This window comes from Pseudomonas sp. NFX98 (genome assembly GCF_047784845.1).
Taxonomy (GTDB): domain Bacteria; phylum Pseudomonadota; class Gammaproteobacteria; order Pseudomonadales; family Pseudomonadaceae; genus Aquipseudomonas.
In genome coordinates this window covers 57,566-74,471 of record NZ_JBLNNF010000025.1, presented here as the reverse complement: position 1 = coordinate 74,471, position 16,906 = coordinate 57,566, and the positions used below count along the sequence as shown (strand labels likewise).

Sequence of the window (16,906 nt, the reverse complement as noted above, 5' to 3'; positions counted from 1 at the left end):
TTCCTTCACACCACCATCGACACCGCCAACGGCAGCAACACCGCCGTGGCCACGCCCATCAGACTCATCGCGAGCGCCGCGAAGGCACCGCACTCTTCATTTTCCTGCATGGCCACCGCCGTGCCGACCGCGTGAGCCGTCATGCCCAGCGCCATGCCGCGGGCCTCGGGACTGTGGACGCCGAGACGGGTCAACAGGCTCGGGCCGAAGATCGCGCCAATCACACCGGTGATCAACACAAACACCGCCGCCAGCGCCGCGACGCCACCAATTTGCTCGGCCACCAACATGGCAATTGGCGAGGTCACCGACTTCGGCGCCATGGTCATCAGGATCATGTGTTCCGCCCCGAACCACCAGCCCAACAACACGCCCATGCCCGTGGCAACCACCCCGCCTATCACCAGCGTAGTAAAAATCGGCCAGAACAACTGCCGAATCCGCCGCAGGTTGAGGTAAAGCGGCACGGCCAGGGCGACCGTGGCCGGGCCGAGCAGAATACTGAGGATCTCGGTGCTCTTGCGGTATTCGGCATAAGTCAGCCCGCAACCTACCAGCACACCGATCACCAGCAACATGGAGACCAGCACCGGTTGCAAAAAGATCCAGCGGGTTTTCTCGAACGCTGCCAGCACCAGCTGATAGGCGCCGAGGGTAATGCCGATGCCGAACAATGGATGATGAATTACCGACGTCCAGGCGCCGTGCCAGTCGATGATCATTGGTTGTCCTCAGTGTGTGTGTGGCGCTTGACCATGCGCTGCATCAGCACGCCGGCAAACGCCATCGACAGCAACAGGGACAGGACCAGCGCGCCGACAATGGCCCAGAAGTCCGCCGCGATATCGGCGGCGTACACCATCACGCCCACGGCTGGCGGCACCAGCAGCAATGGCAGGTAACGCAACAGGCTGCTGGCCGCCAGGTTCAGCGGTTCACCGACCTGGCCACGGCTGATCAGAAACACCAGCAACAGCAGCAGGCCGACAATCGGCCCCGGCAGGACCGGTAAAAACAAATGATTGATCGCGGTGCCGAGCAATTGGAACAGCACCAGCCAGGTCAGGCCACGTAACAACATCAAAAATCTCCCGCAAAAATCCGTCACCCGCATTGGCCCGGGCATTATAAGCATGCCTGCGCTATGGATCGGCATTCGCCAAAAGCATGGTCAGTTGACCGGAGCAATTTGCCATGTTGATCTAAAGTGGTAATCCGGGAGGTCACCCCCCCAACTCAAAACTATAAAACCGATGAACCCAAGGAGAGTCTCAATGCCCTATGTTCCAGTTGCAGAGCTCAATGATTATGTCGGCAAGGAACTTGGACGTTCCGAATGGCTCACCATCGATCAGGACCGCATCAACCTGTTCGCCGAAGCCACAGGGGACTATCAGTTCATCCATGTCGATCCGGTCAAGGCCGCGCAAACACCTTTCGGCAGCACCATTGCCCACGGATTCCTGTCGCTGTCGCTGATCCCGAAACTGATGGAAGACATCCTCATCCTTCCCGAAGGCCTGAAGATGGTGGTCAATTATGGCCTGGACAGCGTGCGGTTCATTCAGCCGGTCAAGGTCAATTCGAAAGTGCGCCTGAAGGTCGACCTGACCGAAGTCACCGAGAAAAAACCCGGCCAATGGCTGCTCAAAGCCACCGCCACCCTGGAAATCGAAGGCTCGGACAAACCGGCGTATATCGCTGAACCGCTGTCGCTCTGCTTCGTGTAAACCTTCCCGGATGCGAAGCAGCTCATGCTGTTTCGCGCCCGCTGCATTTCTACCGGCTGTATATGGACACATAGCTGCGGCATACTCGGTCGCCTAATTGCCCGGAACCCGCTATGCGCTCACTTGCCCTCCTCGCCTTGACCCTGATGCTCACCGCTTGCGGCGACGGCGAATCCCCTTTGCCGCCAGACGCACGCCTGCCGGACGGCGGACGCTATCGCGGTGATCTGGTCGATGGCTTGCTGCAAGGCCAGGGCCGTATCGACTACCCGAACGGCAGCTGGTACGCCGGGGAGTTCGACAAGGGCCAATGGCATGGCCAGGGCGAATGGCACGGCAGCAATGGCGAGGTCTACCGCGGGCTGTTCAATCAAGGCCTGTTCGACGGCCAGGGCAGCCTGACCACCAGCGGCAGCAGCTACACCGGTGGCTTCAAGCTCGGTCGGCGCGACGGCGAAGGTACCCTCAAAGAAAACGGCATGACCTACCGCGGCGAGTTCAAGGCCGATCAGTATTCAGGGCTCGGCCATCTGGAACTTGAAGACGGCAGCGCCTACCAGGGCCAGTTCGCCCACGGCAAGCCCAATGGCGAAGGTCAGCGCGGCGACGGCAACGGCAATCAGTTCACCGGACGCTTCGTCGACGGTCAGCTGGAAGGCAACGGGACATTCAACAGTGCGGACGGCGACATCTACGTCGGCGGCTTCAAGAACAATCAACTGCACGGCAAGGGCCGCTACGAAAACGCTGACGGCGATGTCTGGCTGGGGCAATTCAAGGAAGGTTCGCTCAATGGCAAGGGCGAGCTGATAGGTGCCGACGGCAGCCATTACATCGGTCACTTCAACGACTGGCGCTTCAGTGGCCAAGGCCGCTTGAACCTCGCTGACGGCAGCTTCTACGTTGGCCAGTTCGATAGCGACGCGTATTCGGGTCGCGGCACTCTGGTGCTGACCGATGGTTCCGTGCTCATCGGCATCTGGATCAATGGCCAGCGTGTGCGTGACGCCGATGGCAAGTTGCTGCCCGACACCCTCGAACTCGGCCTGTTGGCCCAAGGGCGTCTGTTAGAAGAGGCGCTGAGCAACGTGCCAGCCTCGACCCCGGCGGTTGAGCTGTACACCCTGACCCTCGGCGGCGACGGTAAGCAGAGCGTGTTCCTGCGCGAATCCGACTACGTCGCCAACATGCTCACCAGCCGCTTCGGCGCCTTCGGTCAGATTCGCCTGGTGAACCATCGCGATCACCTTGGCGACCGCCCAATGGCCACCCGGGAAAACCTGCGTCGCGCGGCCCTGACCCTGGCCGAACGCAGCGGCCCGGAAGACTTGATTTTCATCTACCTGACCAGCCACGGCACCGCCGAACACGAACTGGTGCTCGACCAGCCACGCATGGAACTGGCCGACCTGCCAGCCGACGAACTGGCCGCCGTCCTCGCGCCACTTAAAAACCGCGACAAGATCATCGTGATTTCATCTTGCTACTCCGGCGGTTTCATTCCTGCCCTTAAAGATGAGCGCACGCTGATCATGACCGCTTCGCGGGCCGATCGCGTATCCTTCGGCTGCTCGGAAGAAGCCAACTTCACCTACTTCGGCGACGCCCTGTTTGCCCAGGCGCTGAACCAGACCGATGATCTTGAGCAAGCCTTCAAGCTGGCCAAGGCCACCGTCGCCGAGCGTGAACTGGCCGACAACTACGAAGCTTCCGAACCGCAGATCTGGGCACCGAAAACCGTGCTGTCGCACTGGCAGTTGCTACGCAAACAGCAGGCACGAAAAGCGCTGCAAAGTGTCTCAATTGACAGCAAGGATGCAAAGAACAACTAAGCTGACAGTATCAAGGGAGAAACACTATGTACTTGACGCCTCAGCACGTATTGCTTGCCGGAGCCACCGGGTTGACCGGTGAACATTTGCTTGATCGCCTGCTCAATGAGCCAACGATTTCGCGGGTGCTGGCGCCTTCACGCCGACCTCTGGCCAAGCATCCCCACCTTGAAAATCCGGTCGGCGACCCGGCGGTATTTCTGTCGCAGTTGAACGGCCGTGTCGACATCGCCTACTGCTGCCTGGGCACCACCATCAAGCAGGCGGGCTCGGAAGAGGCGTTCCGCGCGGTAGACCTGGACATGGTTGTGGCCTTCGCCAAACGCGCCCGCGAGATGGGCGCGCGGCACCTGATCGTGATCAGCGCCTTGGGCGCCGATCGCAGATCCTCGATTTTCTACAACAAGGTTAAAGGCGAGATGGAGCACGCGTTGCGCGCGCAGGATTGGCCGCAACTGACCATTTGCCGGCCATCGCTGCTGTTGGGCGAACGCATCGAACCGCGCCTGGGCGAGAAAGTCGCCGGGCCGCTGTCCCGGCTGATCCCCGGCAAATACCACGGCATCGAAGCCTGCCAACTGGCCCGGGCGATGTGGCGCCTGGCGCTGGAGGAGCAGGACGGGGTGCGGATTGTCGAGTCGGATGAGTTGAGGAAGTTGGGCAAATAAGATCGAAAGATCGCAGCCTTCGGCGGCTCCTACATGGGAATACCATCTCTTGCAGGAGCTGCCGAAGGCTGCGATCTTTTGCTTTTTTACAATCCCCCGGTCGCCTGAAAACTCACGCCAATCACCGTTAACAACGACAGCGGCAACAGCAGCGTGTCGAGCAACGCACTGGCCGGCAGATCCACACCCGGATAACTCGGTGCCTCCGCGCCGAAACGATCCTTTGCGCAACAACCGCCATTCAACGCATACAAATCCAGCCGCGTCCCGGAGTACACCACCGGCGCGCCCGGCTTGGCGGCATCCAGCGTGCGCGCCGTAGCGCATCCGGCCAATTGCAGCGCCAGCACCATCACCAGCAGCTTATTCATCGCTGGTCAGATGGTGCTCGCCCCAACGCGGCAACATGTCCTGGGGGATGTTCAGCAGGTTGAGAATCCGTGCCACGACGAAATCGATCAGGTCGTCGATGGTTTGCGGCTGGTGATAGAAGCCTGGCGAGGCTGGCAGGATCGTCACGCCCATGTTCGACAACTTGAGCATGTTCTCCAGATGAATGCTTGAATACGGCGCTTCACGCGGCACCACAATCAGCTGCCGACGCTCTTTCAGTGTCACATCGGCCGCGCGTTCAATCAGGTTGTTGCAAGCGCCGGTGGCGATGGCCGACAGCGTGCCAGTCGAGCAAGGCACCACCACCATCGCCGCCGGTGAACCGGAGCCCGAGGCTACCGGCGACATCCAGTCTTCCTTGCCGTACACGCGAATCTGCCCGGCGGCAGCGCCGGTGTATTCGGTGAGGAAGGCTTGCATCATTTGCGGCTTGGCCGGCAGCGTGACGTCGGTTTCGGTGGCCATCACCAATTGCGCGGCCTTGGAGATCAGGAAGTGCACTTCTCGGTCTTCACGCACCAGGCAGTCGAGCAGGCGCAAGCCGTACTGGGCGCCGGAAGCGCCGGTCATCGCCAGCGTGATGCGGTCCGGGCCGTTGTTCATTTGAGCGCCTCGGCGAGTTTGCCGTGCAGGCCGCCGAAGCCGCCGTTGCTCATGATCACCACGTGCGTGCCCGGCTGTGCCTGGCTTTTCACCCGTTCGATGATGCCTTCGAGCGAATCGCTGACAATCGACGGCACCGTGCACAGCGACGCGGTGGCCGCCAGGTCCCAGCCGAGATTGGCCGGTGCGTACCAGATCACCTGATCGGCATCGACCACGCTTTCCGGCAAGCCGTCACGGTGCGCGCCGAGCTTCATCGAGTTGGAACGCGGCTCGATGATCGCGATCAATGGCGCGTCGCCAATGCGTTTGCGCAGGCCGTCGAGCGTGGTAGCGATGGCGGTCGGATGGTGAGCGAAGTCGTCGTAGATGGTGATGCCACGCACTTCGCCGACTTTTTCCATGCGGCGCTTGACGCTTTTGAACGCGCTCAATGCAGCGATACCCATGGACGGCACCACGCCAACGTGGCGCGCGGCTGCCAACGTGGCCAATGCGTTGGCAACGTTGTGCTGGCCGGTCATGTCCCACTCGACCACGCCCTGGGAAACACCTTCGAACATCACTTCGAAGGCCGAACCGTCTTCGCTGAGCAACTTGACCTGCCACTGACCACCGGCACCGGTGGTTTGCACCGGGGTCCAGCAGCCCATCTCGATGACGCGTTGCAACGCAGGCTCGGTCGTCGGGTGAATCACCAGGCCTTCGCTCGGGATGGTCCGCACCAAATGGTGGAACTGGCGCTCGATGGCCGGCAGATCGGGGAAGATATCGGCGTGGTCGAATTCCAGGTTGTTCAGGATCGCCGTGCGCGGACGGTAGTGAACGAACTTCGAGCGCTTGTCGAAAAAGGCGCTGTCATATTCGTCGGCTTCGATTACGAAAAACGGTGTGCCGCCCAGACGCGCCGACACCGAGAAATTCTGTGGCACGCCACCGATCAGGAAGCCCGGGCTCATGCCGGCATGCTCCAGCACCCAGGCGAGCATGCTGCTGGTGGTGGTCTTGCCATGAGTCCCGGCAACCGCCAGAACCCAGCGACCTTGCAACACATGGTCGGCCAGCCATTGCGGGCCGGAGACGTATGGCAGGCCTTTGTTCAACACGTATTCGACTGCCGGGTTACCGCGGGACATGGCATTGCCGATCACCACCAGGTCAGGGGCCGGGTCGAGTTGCGCCGGGTCGTAGCCTTGGGTCAGCTCGATGCCCTGTGCCTCAAGCTGAGTGCTCATCGGCGGGTAGACGTTGGCATCGGAGCCGGTTACGTGATGGCCCAGCTCTTTGGCCAGAACCGCCATCGAACCCATGAAAGTGCCGCAGATACCAAGAATATGAATGTGCATAGTCGACCTCGTAAAACATGGCCGCAGGTTAGCTTAGGGTGGGAAAATTCGCACTCAGTGTTTGAGGATCAACGCCGAACCTGTAGGAGCAAGGCTTGCCCGCGATGAACGATAACGCGCATTTTCAGGAAGGTCGCGTGACGCCAATCGCGGGCAAGCCTTGCTCCTGCAGGGTTGTGGCGCGCTCAGCGGGCGATACCGTGCTTACGGAGCTTGCGATAAAGGGTATTGCGGCTCACACCAAGCTGCTCGGCGGTATTGGTCATATGCCACCGCGTCTGCTCCAGAGCATTCAACAACGCCAACCGCTCGGCATCCTCCAGCGGATGCTCCGAGACTTCTGCGCTCGGCTGCGCAATAGGCCGCGCCTGACGAATCATCACCGGCAAGTCCTCCAGCCCGACTCGACCTTCCTCGCACAATGCCGCCAACGTCCTCAGCACATTACGCAACTGCCGCACGTTGCCAGGCCAGGCAAACCCCAACAATGCCTCGCGCGCCGGCGCGTCGATCAATACCGTTTCTCCGTTGGCTTCTTCGGCCAGCAAAAAGTCGAGCAACTGCGATTTGTCACTGCGATCGCGCAACGCCGGCAGCGCGACTTCCAGCCCATTGAGGCGGTAATACAAATCCTCGCGGAAGCTGCCGTCCTGCACCCGCTCCAGCAGATTGCGGTGCGTGGCGCTGATGATCCGCACGTTGACTGATTCCGGCTCGCCACCAATCGGCACCACTTGCCGGTCTTCCAGCACCCGCAACAGCCGCGTCTGCAAGGCCAGCGGCATGTCGCCGATCTCATCGAGGAACAACGTCCCGCCATCGGCCTGTTGCAACTTGCCGCGCATGCCTTCCTTGCGTGCGCCGGTGAAACTGCCGCCGCGATAGCCGAACAGCTCGCTCTCGATCAGGCTTTCCGGGATGGCTGCGCAGTTCAGCGCAACGAAGGCTTTCTCGCCACGCTGACTGGCCTGGTGAACGGCTTTGGCGAAGGCCTCTTTGCCCGATCCGGTTTCGCCGTTGATCAGCAGCGGCACGTCCCGCTCGTACACACGCAAGGCCTTGCGGAAATCGGTCTGCAAACCGGCATCGCCCAGGCAAATGCCAGACAACGGCTCCCGGCTCTCAACGACAGGACTGGGCACCAACGGCACCGGCACGCGTCGCGGCTGGCCGCGCAACAAGGCGAACAGGCTGCGTCCGTCGCGAGTGCGCAGCGGCCAACTGGCGCTGGCATTGACGCTGGCTCGGCCGAGCAGCTCATCCAGCGAACAATCGAAGAATGCCTCCACCGGTTTGCCGAGCAAGCCGCCGCGAACATGGCCCAGCAGGTTGAGTGCGCTCTGATTGACCGCGCAGATCCGCCCTTCTCCGTCGAACGCCAGCAGCCCTTCGCTGAACAAGCCGACAGACTCCGCTTGCAGGTGAAAACGCAGCAACCATTGATTGTCGAAATAACGCAGGAAGTAGCAGCTCTCGATCATCTTCGCCGAAAGATTGACCAGGGCCATGGTGTGGAACTGACTCTGGCGCGAGACATCGTGCCGCGCCGAGGACACGTCGAGCACCGCCAGCAGTTCGCCATGAGGATCGAACACCGGGCTTGCCGAACAGGTCAGGCCGGTATGGCGGCCGCGAAAATGTTCGTCCTGGTGAATGGTCAGCGCCTGACGCTCGACCAGGCACGTGCCGATACCGTTGGTGCCTTCGCAGGCCTCGCTCCAGTCAGCACCGAGCCAAAGGCCGGCGCGCTCGAATATCTTCCGTTCAGCGGGGGCGGTCACGCAGTTGAGGATTACCCCCCGCGCATCGGTCAGCAGCACGGCATGGCCGGCGCCGGAGAGTTGCTGATGCAGGCTGGTCATTTCGTTACCGGCGATGTGCAGCACTTGCTGCAAGCGTTCGCGGCTTTCGAGGACGCGCCCATGCTCCAGCACCGTCGGCGCCATGGTCAAGGCCGGGTCGAGGTGATAGTCCTCAAGACAGCGCAGCCAGGAACGGGCGATGGACGGATCACTGCCGGGACCGTGTACATGGGCTTTGCCCTGCGTCACGGTCAGCACTTGTCGGGCATGGCGACTCAAATGGTTGTCGTGCATTTCTTATTGTTCTCCCCCGAAGGTCCTACGCAACTCTGTAGGAGCTGCCGAAGGCTGCGATCTTTCGACGTGCAGTGTTCAAGATCAAAAGATCGCAGCCTTCGGCAGCTCCTACAGGGTGTCTCAGCAGCGGTCGTCCGAGCATCCTCCAGCCTGGCCTGCATTGCAATGCTGGCAAGACCACCCGGTCACAGCCTGTGCCATAAACGGTACAAAGTGTCACGGGGGCTGTACCGATAGCGTCACAGCCGCCACCCGCCCGTCCGACAGAAATCGCGCAACGCCTTGATTTGCCTGACCTGCAGGGCGGTGGCCCGACCTTTGCTCTACGCTTAAAGCAAGCGCACATGCGCTCTTCCTTACAAATACAAAAAAGCCAAGGAGAAAACATCATGCGTTACGCTCACCCCGGTACTGAAGGCGCTATCGTTTCGTTCAAGGCCAAATACGGTAACTACATCGGCGGCGAGTTCGTCGCGCCTGTCAAAGGTCAGTACTTCACCAATACCTCGCCAGTGAATGGCCAACCGATTGCCGAATTCCCTCGTTCCACGGCCGAAGACATCGACAAGGCCCTGGACGCTGCCCACGCGGCGGCCGATGCCTGGGGCGCCACGTCCGTCCAGGCGCGCTCGCTGGTGCTGCTGAAAATCGCCGACCGCATCGAACAGAACCTGGAACTGCTGGCGATCACCGAGTCCTGGGACAACGGTAAAGCCGTGCGTGAAACCCTCAACGCCGACATCCCGCTGGCCGCCGACCACTTCCGCTACTTCGCCGGTTGCATCCGCGCTCAGGAAGGCAGCGCTGCCGAAATCGACGGCAACACCGTGGCCTATCACATCCATGAACCGCTGGGCGTGGTCGGGCAGATCATCCCGTGGAACTTTCCGATCCTGATGGCCGCCTGGAAACTCGCCCCGGCCCTGGCTGCCGGTAACTGCGTGGTGCTCAAGCCTGCCGAGCAGACGCCGCTGGGCATTACCGTACTGATCGAATTGATCGGTGACCTGCTGCCGCCCGGCGTGCTGAACATCGTGCAAGGCTTCGGCAAGGAAGCCGGTGAGGCGCTGGCCACCAGCAAGCGCATCGCCAAAATCGCCTTCACCGGCTCGACCCCGGTCGGCTCGCACATCATGAAATGCGCCGCCGAAAACATCATTCCGTCCACCGTGGAGCTGGGTGGCAAATCGCCGAACATCTTCTTCGAAGACATCATGAAGGCTGAGCCTTCCTTCATCGAAAAAGCCGCTGAAGGCCTGGTGCTGGCGTTCTTCAACCAGGGCGAAGTCTGCACCTGCCCGTCCCGGGCGCTGGTGCAAGAGTCGATCTACGACGACTTCATGAAAGAAGTGATGAAAAAAGTCCTGTCGATCAAACGTGGCGACCCGCTGGACACCGACACCATGGTCGGCGCCCAGGCGTCCGAGCAACAATTCGACAAGATCCTTTCGTACCTGGAAATCGCCAAGGGCGAAGGCGCCGAGCTGCTGACCGGCGGCAAGGTGGAAAAACTCGAGGGCAACCTGGCGAGCGGGTACTACATCCAGCCGACCCTGCTCAAGGGCACCAACAAAATGCGCGTGTTCCAGGAAGAAATCTTTGGTCCGGTGGTGAGCATCACCACCTTCAAGGACGAAGCCGAAGCCCTGGCCATCGCCAACGACACCGAGTTCGGCCTGGGCGCCGGCCTCTGGACCCGCGACATCAACCGCGCCTACCGCATGGGCCGCGCCATCAAGGCCGGTCGTGTCTGGACCAATTGCTACCACCTGTACCCGGCGCACGCCGCGTTCGGCGGCTACAAGAAATCCGGCGTCGGCCGTGAAACCCACAAGATGATGCTCGATCATTATCAGCAGACCAAAAACCTGCTGGTGAGCTACGACATCAATCCGCTGGGGTTCTTCTAAAAATCGGGGGCGATGCAGGGTTTCTGTGTCGCCCTTCAAGCAGCCATCGCGAGCAGGCTCGCTCCTACAGTGAGATCCCTGTAGGAGCGAGCTTGCTCCGGGCGGCGTTCCGACGATAGCGTCCTCAATGACACAACACAAAAGACCTGGCCGCTCTGGCACGGGCCTTGCGTACCCGTCATTCAGGATTTGCACTCAACCCGTCGTACCCGAAAGTCCAAAAGATCGAACAATAAAAAATAGAGAGGACTTATGACTACTTCTTCCACACAGCTCAAACCCACACTCGGCACCCTGCATTTATGGGGCATTGCCGTCGGTCTGGTGATTTCCGGCGAGTACTTCGGCTGGAGTTACGGCTGGGGCACCGCAGGGACATTGGGTTTTCTCGTCACCGCATTGATGGTGGCGACGATGTACACCTGCTTCATCTTCAGTTTCACCGAATTGACTACCGCAATTCCCCACGCCGGCGGGCCGTTTGCCTACAGCCGTCGAGCCTTCGGCGAGAAAGGCGGATTGATCGCCGGCATTGCCACGTTGATCGAATTTGTCTTTGCGCCCCCGGCAATCGCCATGGCCATCGGCGCCTATCTCAACGTGCAGTATCCGGAACTCGACCCGAAACTCGCCGCCGTTGGCGCCTATTTCGTATTTATGGGCCTGAATATTCTCGGCGTCAGTATCGCCGCCACCTTCGAGCTGGTGGTTACCGTGCTGGCCGTCGCCGAACTGCTGGTGTTCATGGGCGTGGTTGCGCCGGGCTTCAGCTTCAGTAATTTCGTGCTCAATGGCTGGTCAGGCTCCAACGAATTCACGATGGCCTCGATCCCCGGCATTTTCGCGGCCATTCCCTTCGCGATCTGGTTTTTTCTCGCCATTGAAGGCGCGGCCATGGCTGCCGAAGAAGCCAAGGACCCGAAACGCACGATTCCCCGGGCCTACGTCAGCGGCATTCTGACCCTGGTATTCCTGGCCATTGGCGTGATGATCATGGCGGGTGGCGTCGGCGACTGGCGGCAACTGTCGAATATCAACGATCCGTTGCCGCAGGCGATGAAAGCCGTGGTTGGCAACAATTCGACCTGGATGCACATGCTGGTGTGGATCGGCCTGTTCGGCCTGGTAGCGAGCTTCCACGGGATTATCCTCGGCTACTCGCGGCAGTTCTTCGCCCTGGCCCGCGCCGGCTACCTGCCTCGCAGCCTGGCCAAACTTTCGCGCTTCCAGACGCCGCACCGGGCGATTCTGGCCGGCGGCGTGATCGGCATCGCGGCGATCTACAGCGATGGCCTGGTCAACCTGCAAGGCATGACCCTGACGGCAGCGATGATCACCATGTCGGTATTCGGTGCCATCGTGATGTACATCATCAGTATGCTGAGCCTGTTCAAGCTGCGTAAAACCGAGCCGAACCTGGAACGCACCTTCCGCGCGCCGGGCTACCCGATCGTGCCAGGGATCGCGCTGTTCCTGGCGGTGGTGTGCCTGGTGGCGATGGCCTGGTTCAACACGCTGATCGGTCTGGTATTCCTCGGCTTCATGGTCGCCGGTTACCTGTATTTCCAGCTGACCGCTCGGCAACGCTCCGAAGCACCGGCGGACGCTATGCTCGAAGGTATATGAATTGCACCGACGCCTGAGTTATTGAAGTGCACTCCCCCTGTAGGAGCTGTCGAGTGCAACGAGGCTGCGATCTTTTGATCTTGCCTTTAAAGATCGCAGCCTCGTTGCACTCGACAGCTCCTACAGGGATTGGTGGTTAATTTGAGCTATTTATAATCAGGAGGACACCGCCCCATGGCCGTATATGCCCATTCCGTCGGCGCCCAGACCTATCGCTTCGACAGCCTCAAGGATGTGATGGCCAAGGCCAGCCCGGCGCGGTCCGGGGATTTTCTGGCCGGTGTCGCCGCGCTCAACGATGGCGAGCGCGTCGCGGCGCAGATGGCGTTGGCCGACATTCCGCTGAGCCACTTCCTGCAGGAAGTCCTGATTCCCTACGAAGACGATGAAGTCACCCGACTGATCATCGACACCCATGACAAACACGCCTTTGCGGTCGTCAGCCATCTCACCGTCGGCGGTTTTCGCGACTGGCTGCTCAGCGATGCTGCTGACGAACAGGTGCTACGCGCCCTCGCCCCCGGCCTGACCCCGGAAATGGTGGCTGCCGTCTCCAAGATCATGCGCGTGCAGGATCTGGTGCTGGTCGCGCAAAAAATCCGTGTATTCACGCAGTTTCGCGGCACCCTCGGCCTGCGCGGACGACTGTCCACCCGCCTGCAACCCAACCATCCCACCGACGAACCGGCCGGCATCGCCGCGAGCATCCTCGACGGCCTGTTGCATGGCAACGGCGATGCCATGATCGGCATCAACCCGGCCACCGACAGCATCGCCTCGATCTGCGCCATGCTGGAGATGCTCGACGCGATCATCCAGCGCTACGAGATTCCGACCCAGGCTTGCGTGCTGACCCACGTCACCACATCGATCGAAGCGGTCAATCGCGGTGTGCCACTGGACCTGGTGTTCCAGTCGATCGCCGGCACCGAAGCGGCCAACGCCAGTTTCGGCATCAATCTGAATGTGCTGAAGGAAGGTTACGACGCCGGGTTGAGCCTCAATCGCGGTACGCTCGGGAAAAACCTGATGTATTTCGAAACCGGCCAGGGCAGTGCCCTGTCGGCCAACGCCCACCATGGCGTCGATCAACAGACCTGCGAAACCCGAGCCTACGCAGTAGCGCGACATTTCAACCCGTTTCTGGTGAACACCGTCGTAGGCTTCATCGGCCCGGAATACCTCTACAACGGCAAGCAAATCATCCGCGCCGGCCTCGAAGACCACTTCTGCGGCAAGTTGCTCGGCGTGCCGATGGGCTGTGACATCTGTTACACCAACCACGCCGAGGCCGACCAGGATGACATGGACACCCTGCTGACCCTGCTGGGCGTGGCCGGGATCAACTTCATCATGGGCATCCCCGGCTCCGACGACATCATGCTCAATTACCAGACCACGTCGTTCCACGATGCGCTCTATGCCCGGCAGACGCTGGGGCTCAAGCCTGCACCGGAATTTGAACAATGGCTGGCGAAAATGGGCATCTTCACCCAGGCGGACGGCCGGGTTCTCTTCGGCAACAGCCTGCCGCCGGCCTTCCGCCAGGCCTTGGCGCAACTGGGATGAGTGCTGATATGGAAAAACCACCCTACGATCCGCACAACCCATGGCTAGAGCTGCGACGCCTGACACCAGCGCGAATTGCCCTGGGTCGCACCGGCACCAGCATGCCCACCCGTGCGCAATTGGACTTCCAATACGCCCATGCCCAGGCGCGGGACGCAGTGCATTTGCCCTTCGACCATTCTGCCCTGCGCTCGCAACTGGCCGAACGCGGGCATGAAAGCGTTTTGCTGCATAGCGCGGCAATTGACCGAAACAGCTATCTGCAACGCCCCGATCTGGGGCGTAAATTGAGCATCGAGTCGGCTCAGGTGTTGCGCGATTACGCCTCGGCTAATCCTGGTGGGGTCGATCTGGTCATCGTGGTCGCCGATGGCCTGTCAGCTTTGGCGGTTCACCGTCATACACTGCCATTTCTGGCGCGACTGGAAGAACAGGTGCGCGCTGAAAACTGGACCGTCGCCCCGGTCGTTCTGGTGGAACAGGGGCGCGTCGCCGTCGCCGATGAAGTCGGCGAGTTGCTGGGCGCAAAAATGACCGTGATCCTCATTGGCGAACGTCCCGGCCTCAGCTCGCCCGACAGCCTGGGGTTATATTTCACCTACAATCCCAAGGTCGGCCTGACGGACGCCTACCGCAACTGCATCTCCAATGTGCGTCTTGAAGGTTTGAGCTACGGCATGGCGGCACACCGTTTGCTGTATCTGATGCGCGAAGCCTGTCGGCGGCAGCTGTCGGGGGTCAATCTGAAGGACGAAGCGCAGGTTCAGACGCTGGAGTCAGACGCCGGTGCGGACATGAAAGGTAATTTCCTACTGAGCCCGCCGGAAGCCTGAACCGCTTCCGCATTGCACATTCGTTCCAGTTTCAGGCAGGATCGACGCACGGCTGCCAGGGTTTCCCGTCGCCGTCCAAGCACGCAAGACAGCCACTTGAAGACGAGACCTACCATGCGGATTATTCAAGCGACCCTCGAACACCTGGATTTGCTGACCCCGTTGTTCGTCAAATATCGCGAGTTTTATGGTTCCCTGCCGTATCCGGACTCGTCCCGGGCGTTCCTCGAAAAACGCCTGCGTCGCAAGGAGTCGGTGATTTACCTGGCTTTGGCCGATGATGACGACAAACTGATGGGTTTCTGTCAGCTCTACCCGAGTTTTTCTTCGCTTTCACTCAAGCGCGTCTGGATTCTCAACGACATCTACGTCGCCGAGGACGCCCGTCGCCAACTGGTGGCCGACCATCTGATCCGTACCGCGAAGAAAATGGCCAAGGAAACCAATGCCGTGCGCATGCGGGTTTCCACCAGCAGCAATAATGAAGTCGCGCAGAAAACCTACGAATCCATCGGGTTCAAGGAAGACACCGAGTTCAAGAACTACGTGTTGCCGATCAGCGACGAGTTGTAAGCTCTCCAAAGCGAGGCGGCTTCCGTGACCAGGGAGCCTGACCTCACTCGCTGCGAGGGTTATTAATTGTCACCAGACTTCCGGACGCCCTGCCGACATGCCCCGCTACAATCTCGACGCGCTTTTCACCCTCCAGTTCGTATAATGCCGACCTTTCCGGCTTGTAAGAAAAACTACACTCGTCTGTAGGCTTTCGCGAAGTCATCCGCACAGGCCCGCCGACCCGGTCCGTTATCACAGGTGCTTTCCATGGATTTCAACCCGCTCGATCTCGTCCTGCATCTCGATGTGTACCTCGACTTGCTGGTCACCAACTACGGGCCATGGATCTACGCGATTCTGTTTCTGGTGATCTTCTGTGAAACCGGACTGGTGGTGATGCCCTTCCTGCCGGGTGATTCGCTGCTGTTCATCGCCGGCGCGGTCGCAGCCGGTGGCGGCATGGATCCGGTGTTGCTGGGCGGTTTGCTGATGCTCGCGGCGATTCTCGGCGACAGTACCAACTACGTCATCGGACGAACGGCCGGCGAACGCTTGTTCAGCAACCCGAACTCAAAGATCTTCCGTCGCGACTACCTGCAGCAAACCCACGATTTCTATGAAAAGCATGGCGGCAAAACCGTGACGTTGGCGCGTTTCCTGCCGATCATTCGCACCTTTGCCCCGTTCGTCGCCGGCGTAGCAAGAATGCCGTACCCGCGCTTCTTCGCCTTCAGCGTCCTCGGCACCATCCTGTGGGTCGGTGGACTGGTCACTCTCGGTTACTTCTTCGGCAACGTACCGTTCATCAAGTCGAACCTGTCGCTGCTGGTGGTGGGCATCATCCTGCTGTCGCTGGTACCAATGATCATCGGCGTGGTCCGCAGCCGTTTTGGCGGCTCGAACTCCAAAACCGCTCCGCACTGACACGATGTGGTCCCTTGGCGCATGGCGACGCCGGCGCACCTTGGCCAAGCACCCGATAGCCGACGAGATGTGGCAACGGGTGCGACATCAGCTTAGCTTTCTTGATGGCATCAGCGCTGCCGAAGATCACTGGCTGCGTGAAGCCTGCGTTCTATTCCTCGAAGACAAACACCTGACCGCGCTGCCCGGCGTCGAACTGCATCAGGAGCAGCGCCTGCTGCTCGCTGCCCAGGCGCAGTTGCCGTTGCTGCACCTGGGCGATCTGAACTGGTATCAGGGTTTTCACGAAATCATTCTCTATCCCGACGACTTCCTCAGCCCCCAGCGCCATCGCGACGCCAGTGGCGTCGAGCACGAGTGGGACGGCGAGCACAGCGGTGAAGCCTGGCAGCAAGGGCCGGTCATCCTCGCCTGGCCCGGCGTCATGGCCAGTGGCGGCTGGGAAGGCTATAACCTGGTGATCCACGAGCTGGCGCACAAACTCGACATGCTCAACGGCAACGCCAACGGCCTGCCGCCGCTGCACCCCGACATGCGGGTCAGCGACTGGGCCAAAGTCATGCAGGAAGCCTACGACGACCTCGACCGGCAACTGGAGCGCAACCCCGACGCCGAGACCGCCATCGACCCCTATGCCGCGGAAAACCCGGCCGAGTTCTTCGCCGTCACCAGCGAATACTTCTTCAGCGCCCCGGATTTGCTGCATGAGGCTTATCCACAGGTGTACGAGCAGTTGAAGCTGTTCTACCGCCAGGACCCGCTCGGAAGATTGAAGCAACTTCAGGCGCACGATCCGGTCTATCAGCCACACGACTAAG

General features: G+C 60.6%; 16 protein-coding genes. 10 read left to right on the top strand and 6 right to left on the bottom strand.

Translation table 11 applies throughout. The annotated features are described in order from the left end of the window. Nucleotides 1-5: 5 nt before the first annotated feature. Both ACM110_RS26990 and ACM110_RS26985 read right to left on the bottom strand, forming a co-directional pair. Nucleotides 6-716: an LrgB family protein gene (locus tag ACM110_RS26990; protein ID WP_416130166.1), complete on the bottom strand. Its 711-nt coding sequence runs from the start codon at nucleotides 714-716 to the stop codon at nucleotides 6-8. A 2-nt stretch (nucleotides 717-718) separates the two neighbouring features. Further along, nucleotides 719-1,081 carry a CidA/LrgA family protein gene (locus tag ACM110_RS26985; protein ID WP_416130157.1) on the bottom strand — a complete coding sequence of 121 codons (363 nt, stop codon included), beginning with the start codon at nucleotides 1,079-1,081 and terminating at the stop codon, nucleotides 719-721. A gap of 193 nt (nucleotides 1,082-1,274) precedes the next feature. On the opposite strand from ACM110_RS26985, the gene ACM110_RS26980 reads away from it, so the two are divergent. From ACM110_RS26980 to ACM110_RS26970, 3 genes are all read left to right on the top strand, one after another. Next, on the top strand, nucleotides 1,275-1,730 hold the full coding sequence (locus tag ACM110_RS26980) for a MaoC family dehydratase (protein WP_338583315.1): 456 nt from the start codon (nucleotides 1,275-1,277) through the stop codon (nucleotides 1,728-1,730). Between the two features lie 113 nt (nucleotides 1,731-1,843). Then, on the top strand, nucleotides 1,844-3,562 hold the full coding sequence (locus tag ACM110_RS26975) for a C13 family peptidase (protein WP_416130156.1): 1,719 nt from the start codon (nucleotides 1,844-1,846) through the stop codon (nucleotides 3,560-3,562). 26 nt (nucleotides 3,563-3,588) lie between these two features. Continuing rightward, nucleotides 3,589-4,230 carry an oxidoreductase gene (locus ACM110_RS26970; RefSeq protein WP_416130155.1) on the top strand — a complete coding sequence of 214 codons (642 nt, stop codon included), beginning with the start codon at nucleotides 3,589-3,591 and terminating at the stop codon, nucleotides 4,228-4,230. An 86-nt stretch (nucleotides 4,231-4,316) separates the two neighbouring features. Here the strand turns inward: ACM110_RS26970 and ACM110_RS26965 are convergent, their stop codons facing one another. The 4 genes from ACM110_RS26965 to ACM110_RS26950 form a co-directional block, all read right to left on the bottom strand. Beyond that, on the bottom strand, nucleotides 4,317-4,601 hold the full coding sequence (locus tag ACM110_RS26965; protein ID WP_338583318.1) for a YceK/YidQ family lipoprotein: 285 nt from the start codon (nucleotides 4,599-4,601) through the stop codon (nucleotides 4,317-4,319). Next, nucleotides 4,594-5,226: a flavin prenyltransferase UbiX gene (gene ubiX / locus ACM110_RS26960; RefSeq protein WP_338583320.1), complete on the bottom strand. Its 633-nt coding sequence runs from the start codon at nucleotides 5,224-5,226 to the stop codon at nucleotides 4,594-4,596. The genes ACM110_RS26965 and ubiX overlap by 8 nt, the downstream gene beginning before the upstream one ends. Beyond that, entirely contained in the window at nucleotides 5,223-6,572 is a 1,350-nt protein-coding gene (mpl, locus tag ACM110_RS26955) for a UDP-N-acetylmuramate:L-alanyl-gamma-D-glutamyl-meso-diaminopimelate ligase (protein ID WP_338583321.1), read from the bottom strand. The genes ubiX and mpl overlap by 4 nt, the downstream gene beginning before the upstream one ends. Nucleotides 6,573-6,757: 185 nt before the next feature. Next, nucleotides 6,758-8,668, bottom strand: coding sequence for a sigma-54-dependent Fis family transcriptional regulator (locus ACM110_RS26950; RefSeq protein WP_416130154.1), 1,911 nt, complete (start codon nucleotides 8,666-8,668; stop codon nucleotides 6,758-6,760). A gap of 392 nt (nucleotides 8,669-9,060) precedes the next feature. On the opposite strand from ACM110_RS26950, the gene ACM110_RS26945 reads away from it, so the two are divergent. The 7 genes from ACM110_RS26945 (at nucleotide 9,061) to ACM110_RS26915 (ending at nucleotide 16,905) form a co-directional block, all read left to right on the top strand. Next, nucleotides 9,061-10,581 (top strand): aldehyde dehydrogenase family protein, encoded by a 1,521-nt coding sequence (locus tag ACM110_RS26945; protein ID WP_416130153.1) that lies wholly within the window; start codon nucleotides 9,061-9,063, stop codon nucleotides 10,579-10,581. A gap of 252 nt (nucleotides 10,582-10,833) precedes the next feature. Continuing rightward, on the top strand, nucleotides 10,834-12,207 hold the full coding sequence (gene eat, locus ACM110_RS26940) for an ethanolamine permease (RefSeq protein ID WP_416130152.1): 1,374 nt from the start codon (nucleotides 10,834-10,836) through the stop codon (nucleotides 12,205-12,207). Between the two features lie 174 nt (nucleotides 12,208-12,381). Beyond that, nucleotides 12,382-13,776, top strand: coding sequence for an ethanolamine ammonia-lyase subunit EutB (locus ACM110_RS26935; protein WP_416130151.1), 1,395 nt, complete (start codon nucleotides 12,382-12,384; stop codon nucleotides 13,774-13,776). 8 nt (nucleotides 13,777-13,784) lie between these two features. Beyond that, nucleotides 13,785-14,609: an ethanolamine ammonia-lyase subunit EutC gene (gene eutC, locus ACM110_RS26930; protein WP_416130150.1), complete on the top strand. Its 825-nt coding sequence runs from the start codon at nucleotides 13,785-13,787 to the stop codon at nucleotides 14,607-14,609. A 114-nt stretch (nucleotides 14,610-14,723) separates the two neighbouring features. Then, entirely contained in the window at nucleotides 14,724-15,182 is a 459-nt protein-coding gene (locus tag ACM110_RS26925; RefSeq protein ID WP_338583327.1) for a GNAT family N-acetyltransferase, read from the top strand. 249 nt (nucleotides 15,183-15,431) lie between these two features. Then, a complete protein-coding gene (locus tag ACM110_RS26920; protein ID WP_338583329.1) occupies nucleotides 15,432-16,088 on the top strand; it encodes a DedA family protein in 657 nt (218 codons plus the stop codon). Nucleotides 16,089-16,092: 4 nt separating this feature from the next. Beyond that, a complete protein-coding gene (locus tag ACM110_RS26915; protein ID WP_416130149.1) occupies nucleotides 16,093-16,905 on the top strand; it encodes a zinc-dependent peptidase in 813 nt (270 codons plus the stop codon). Nucleotide 16,906 lies beyond the last annotated feature (1 nt).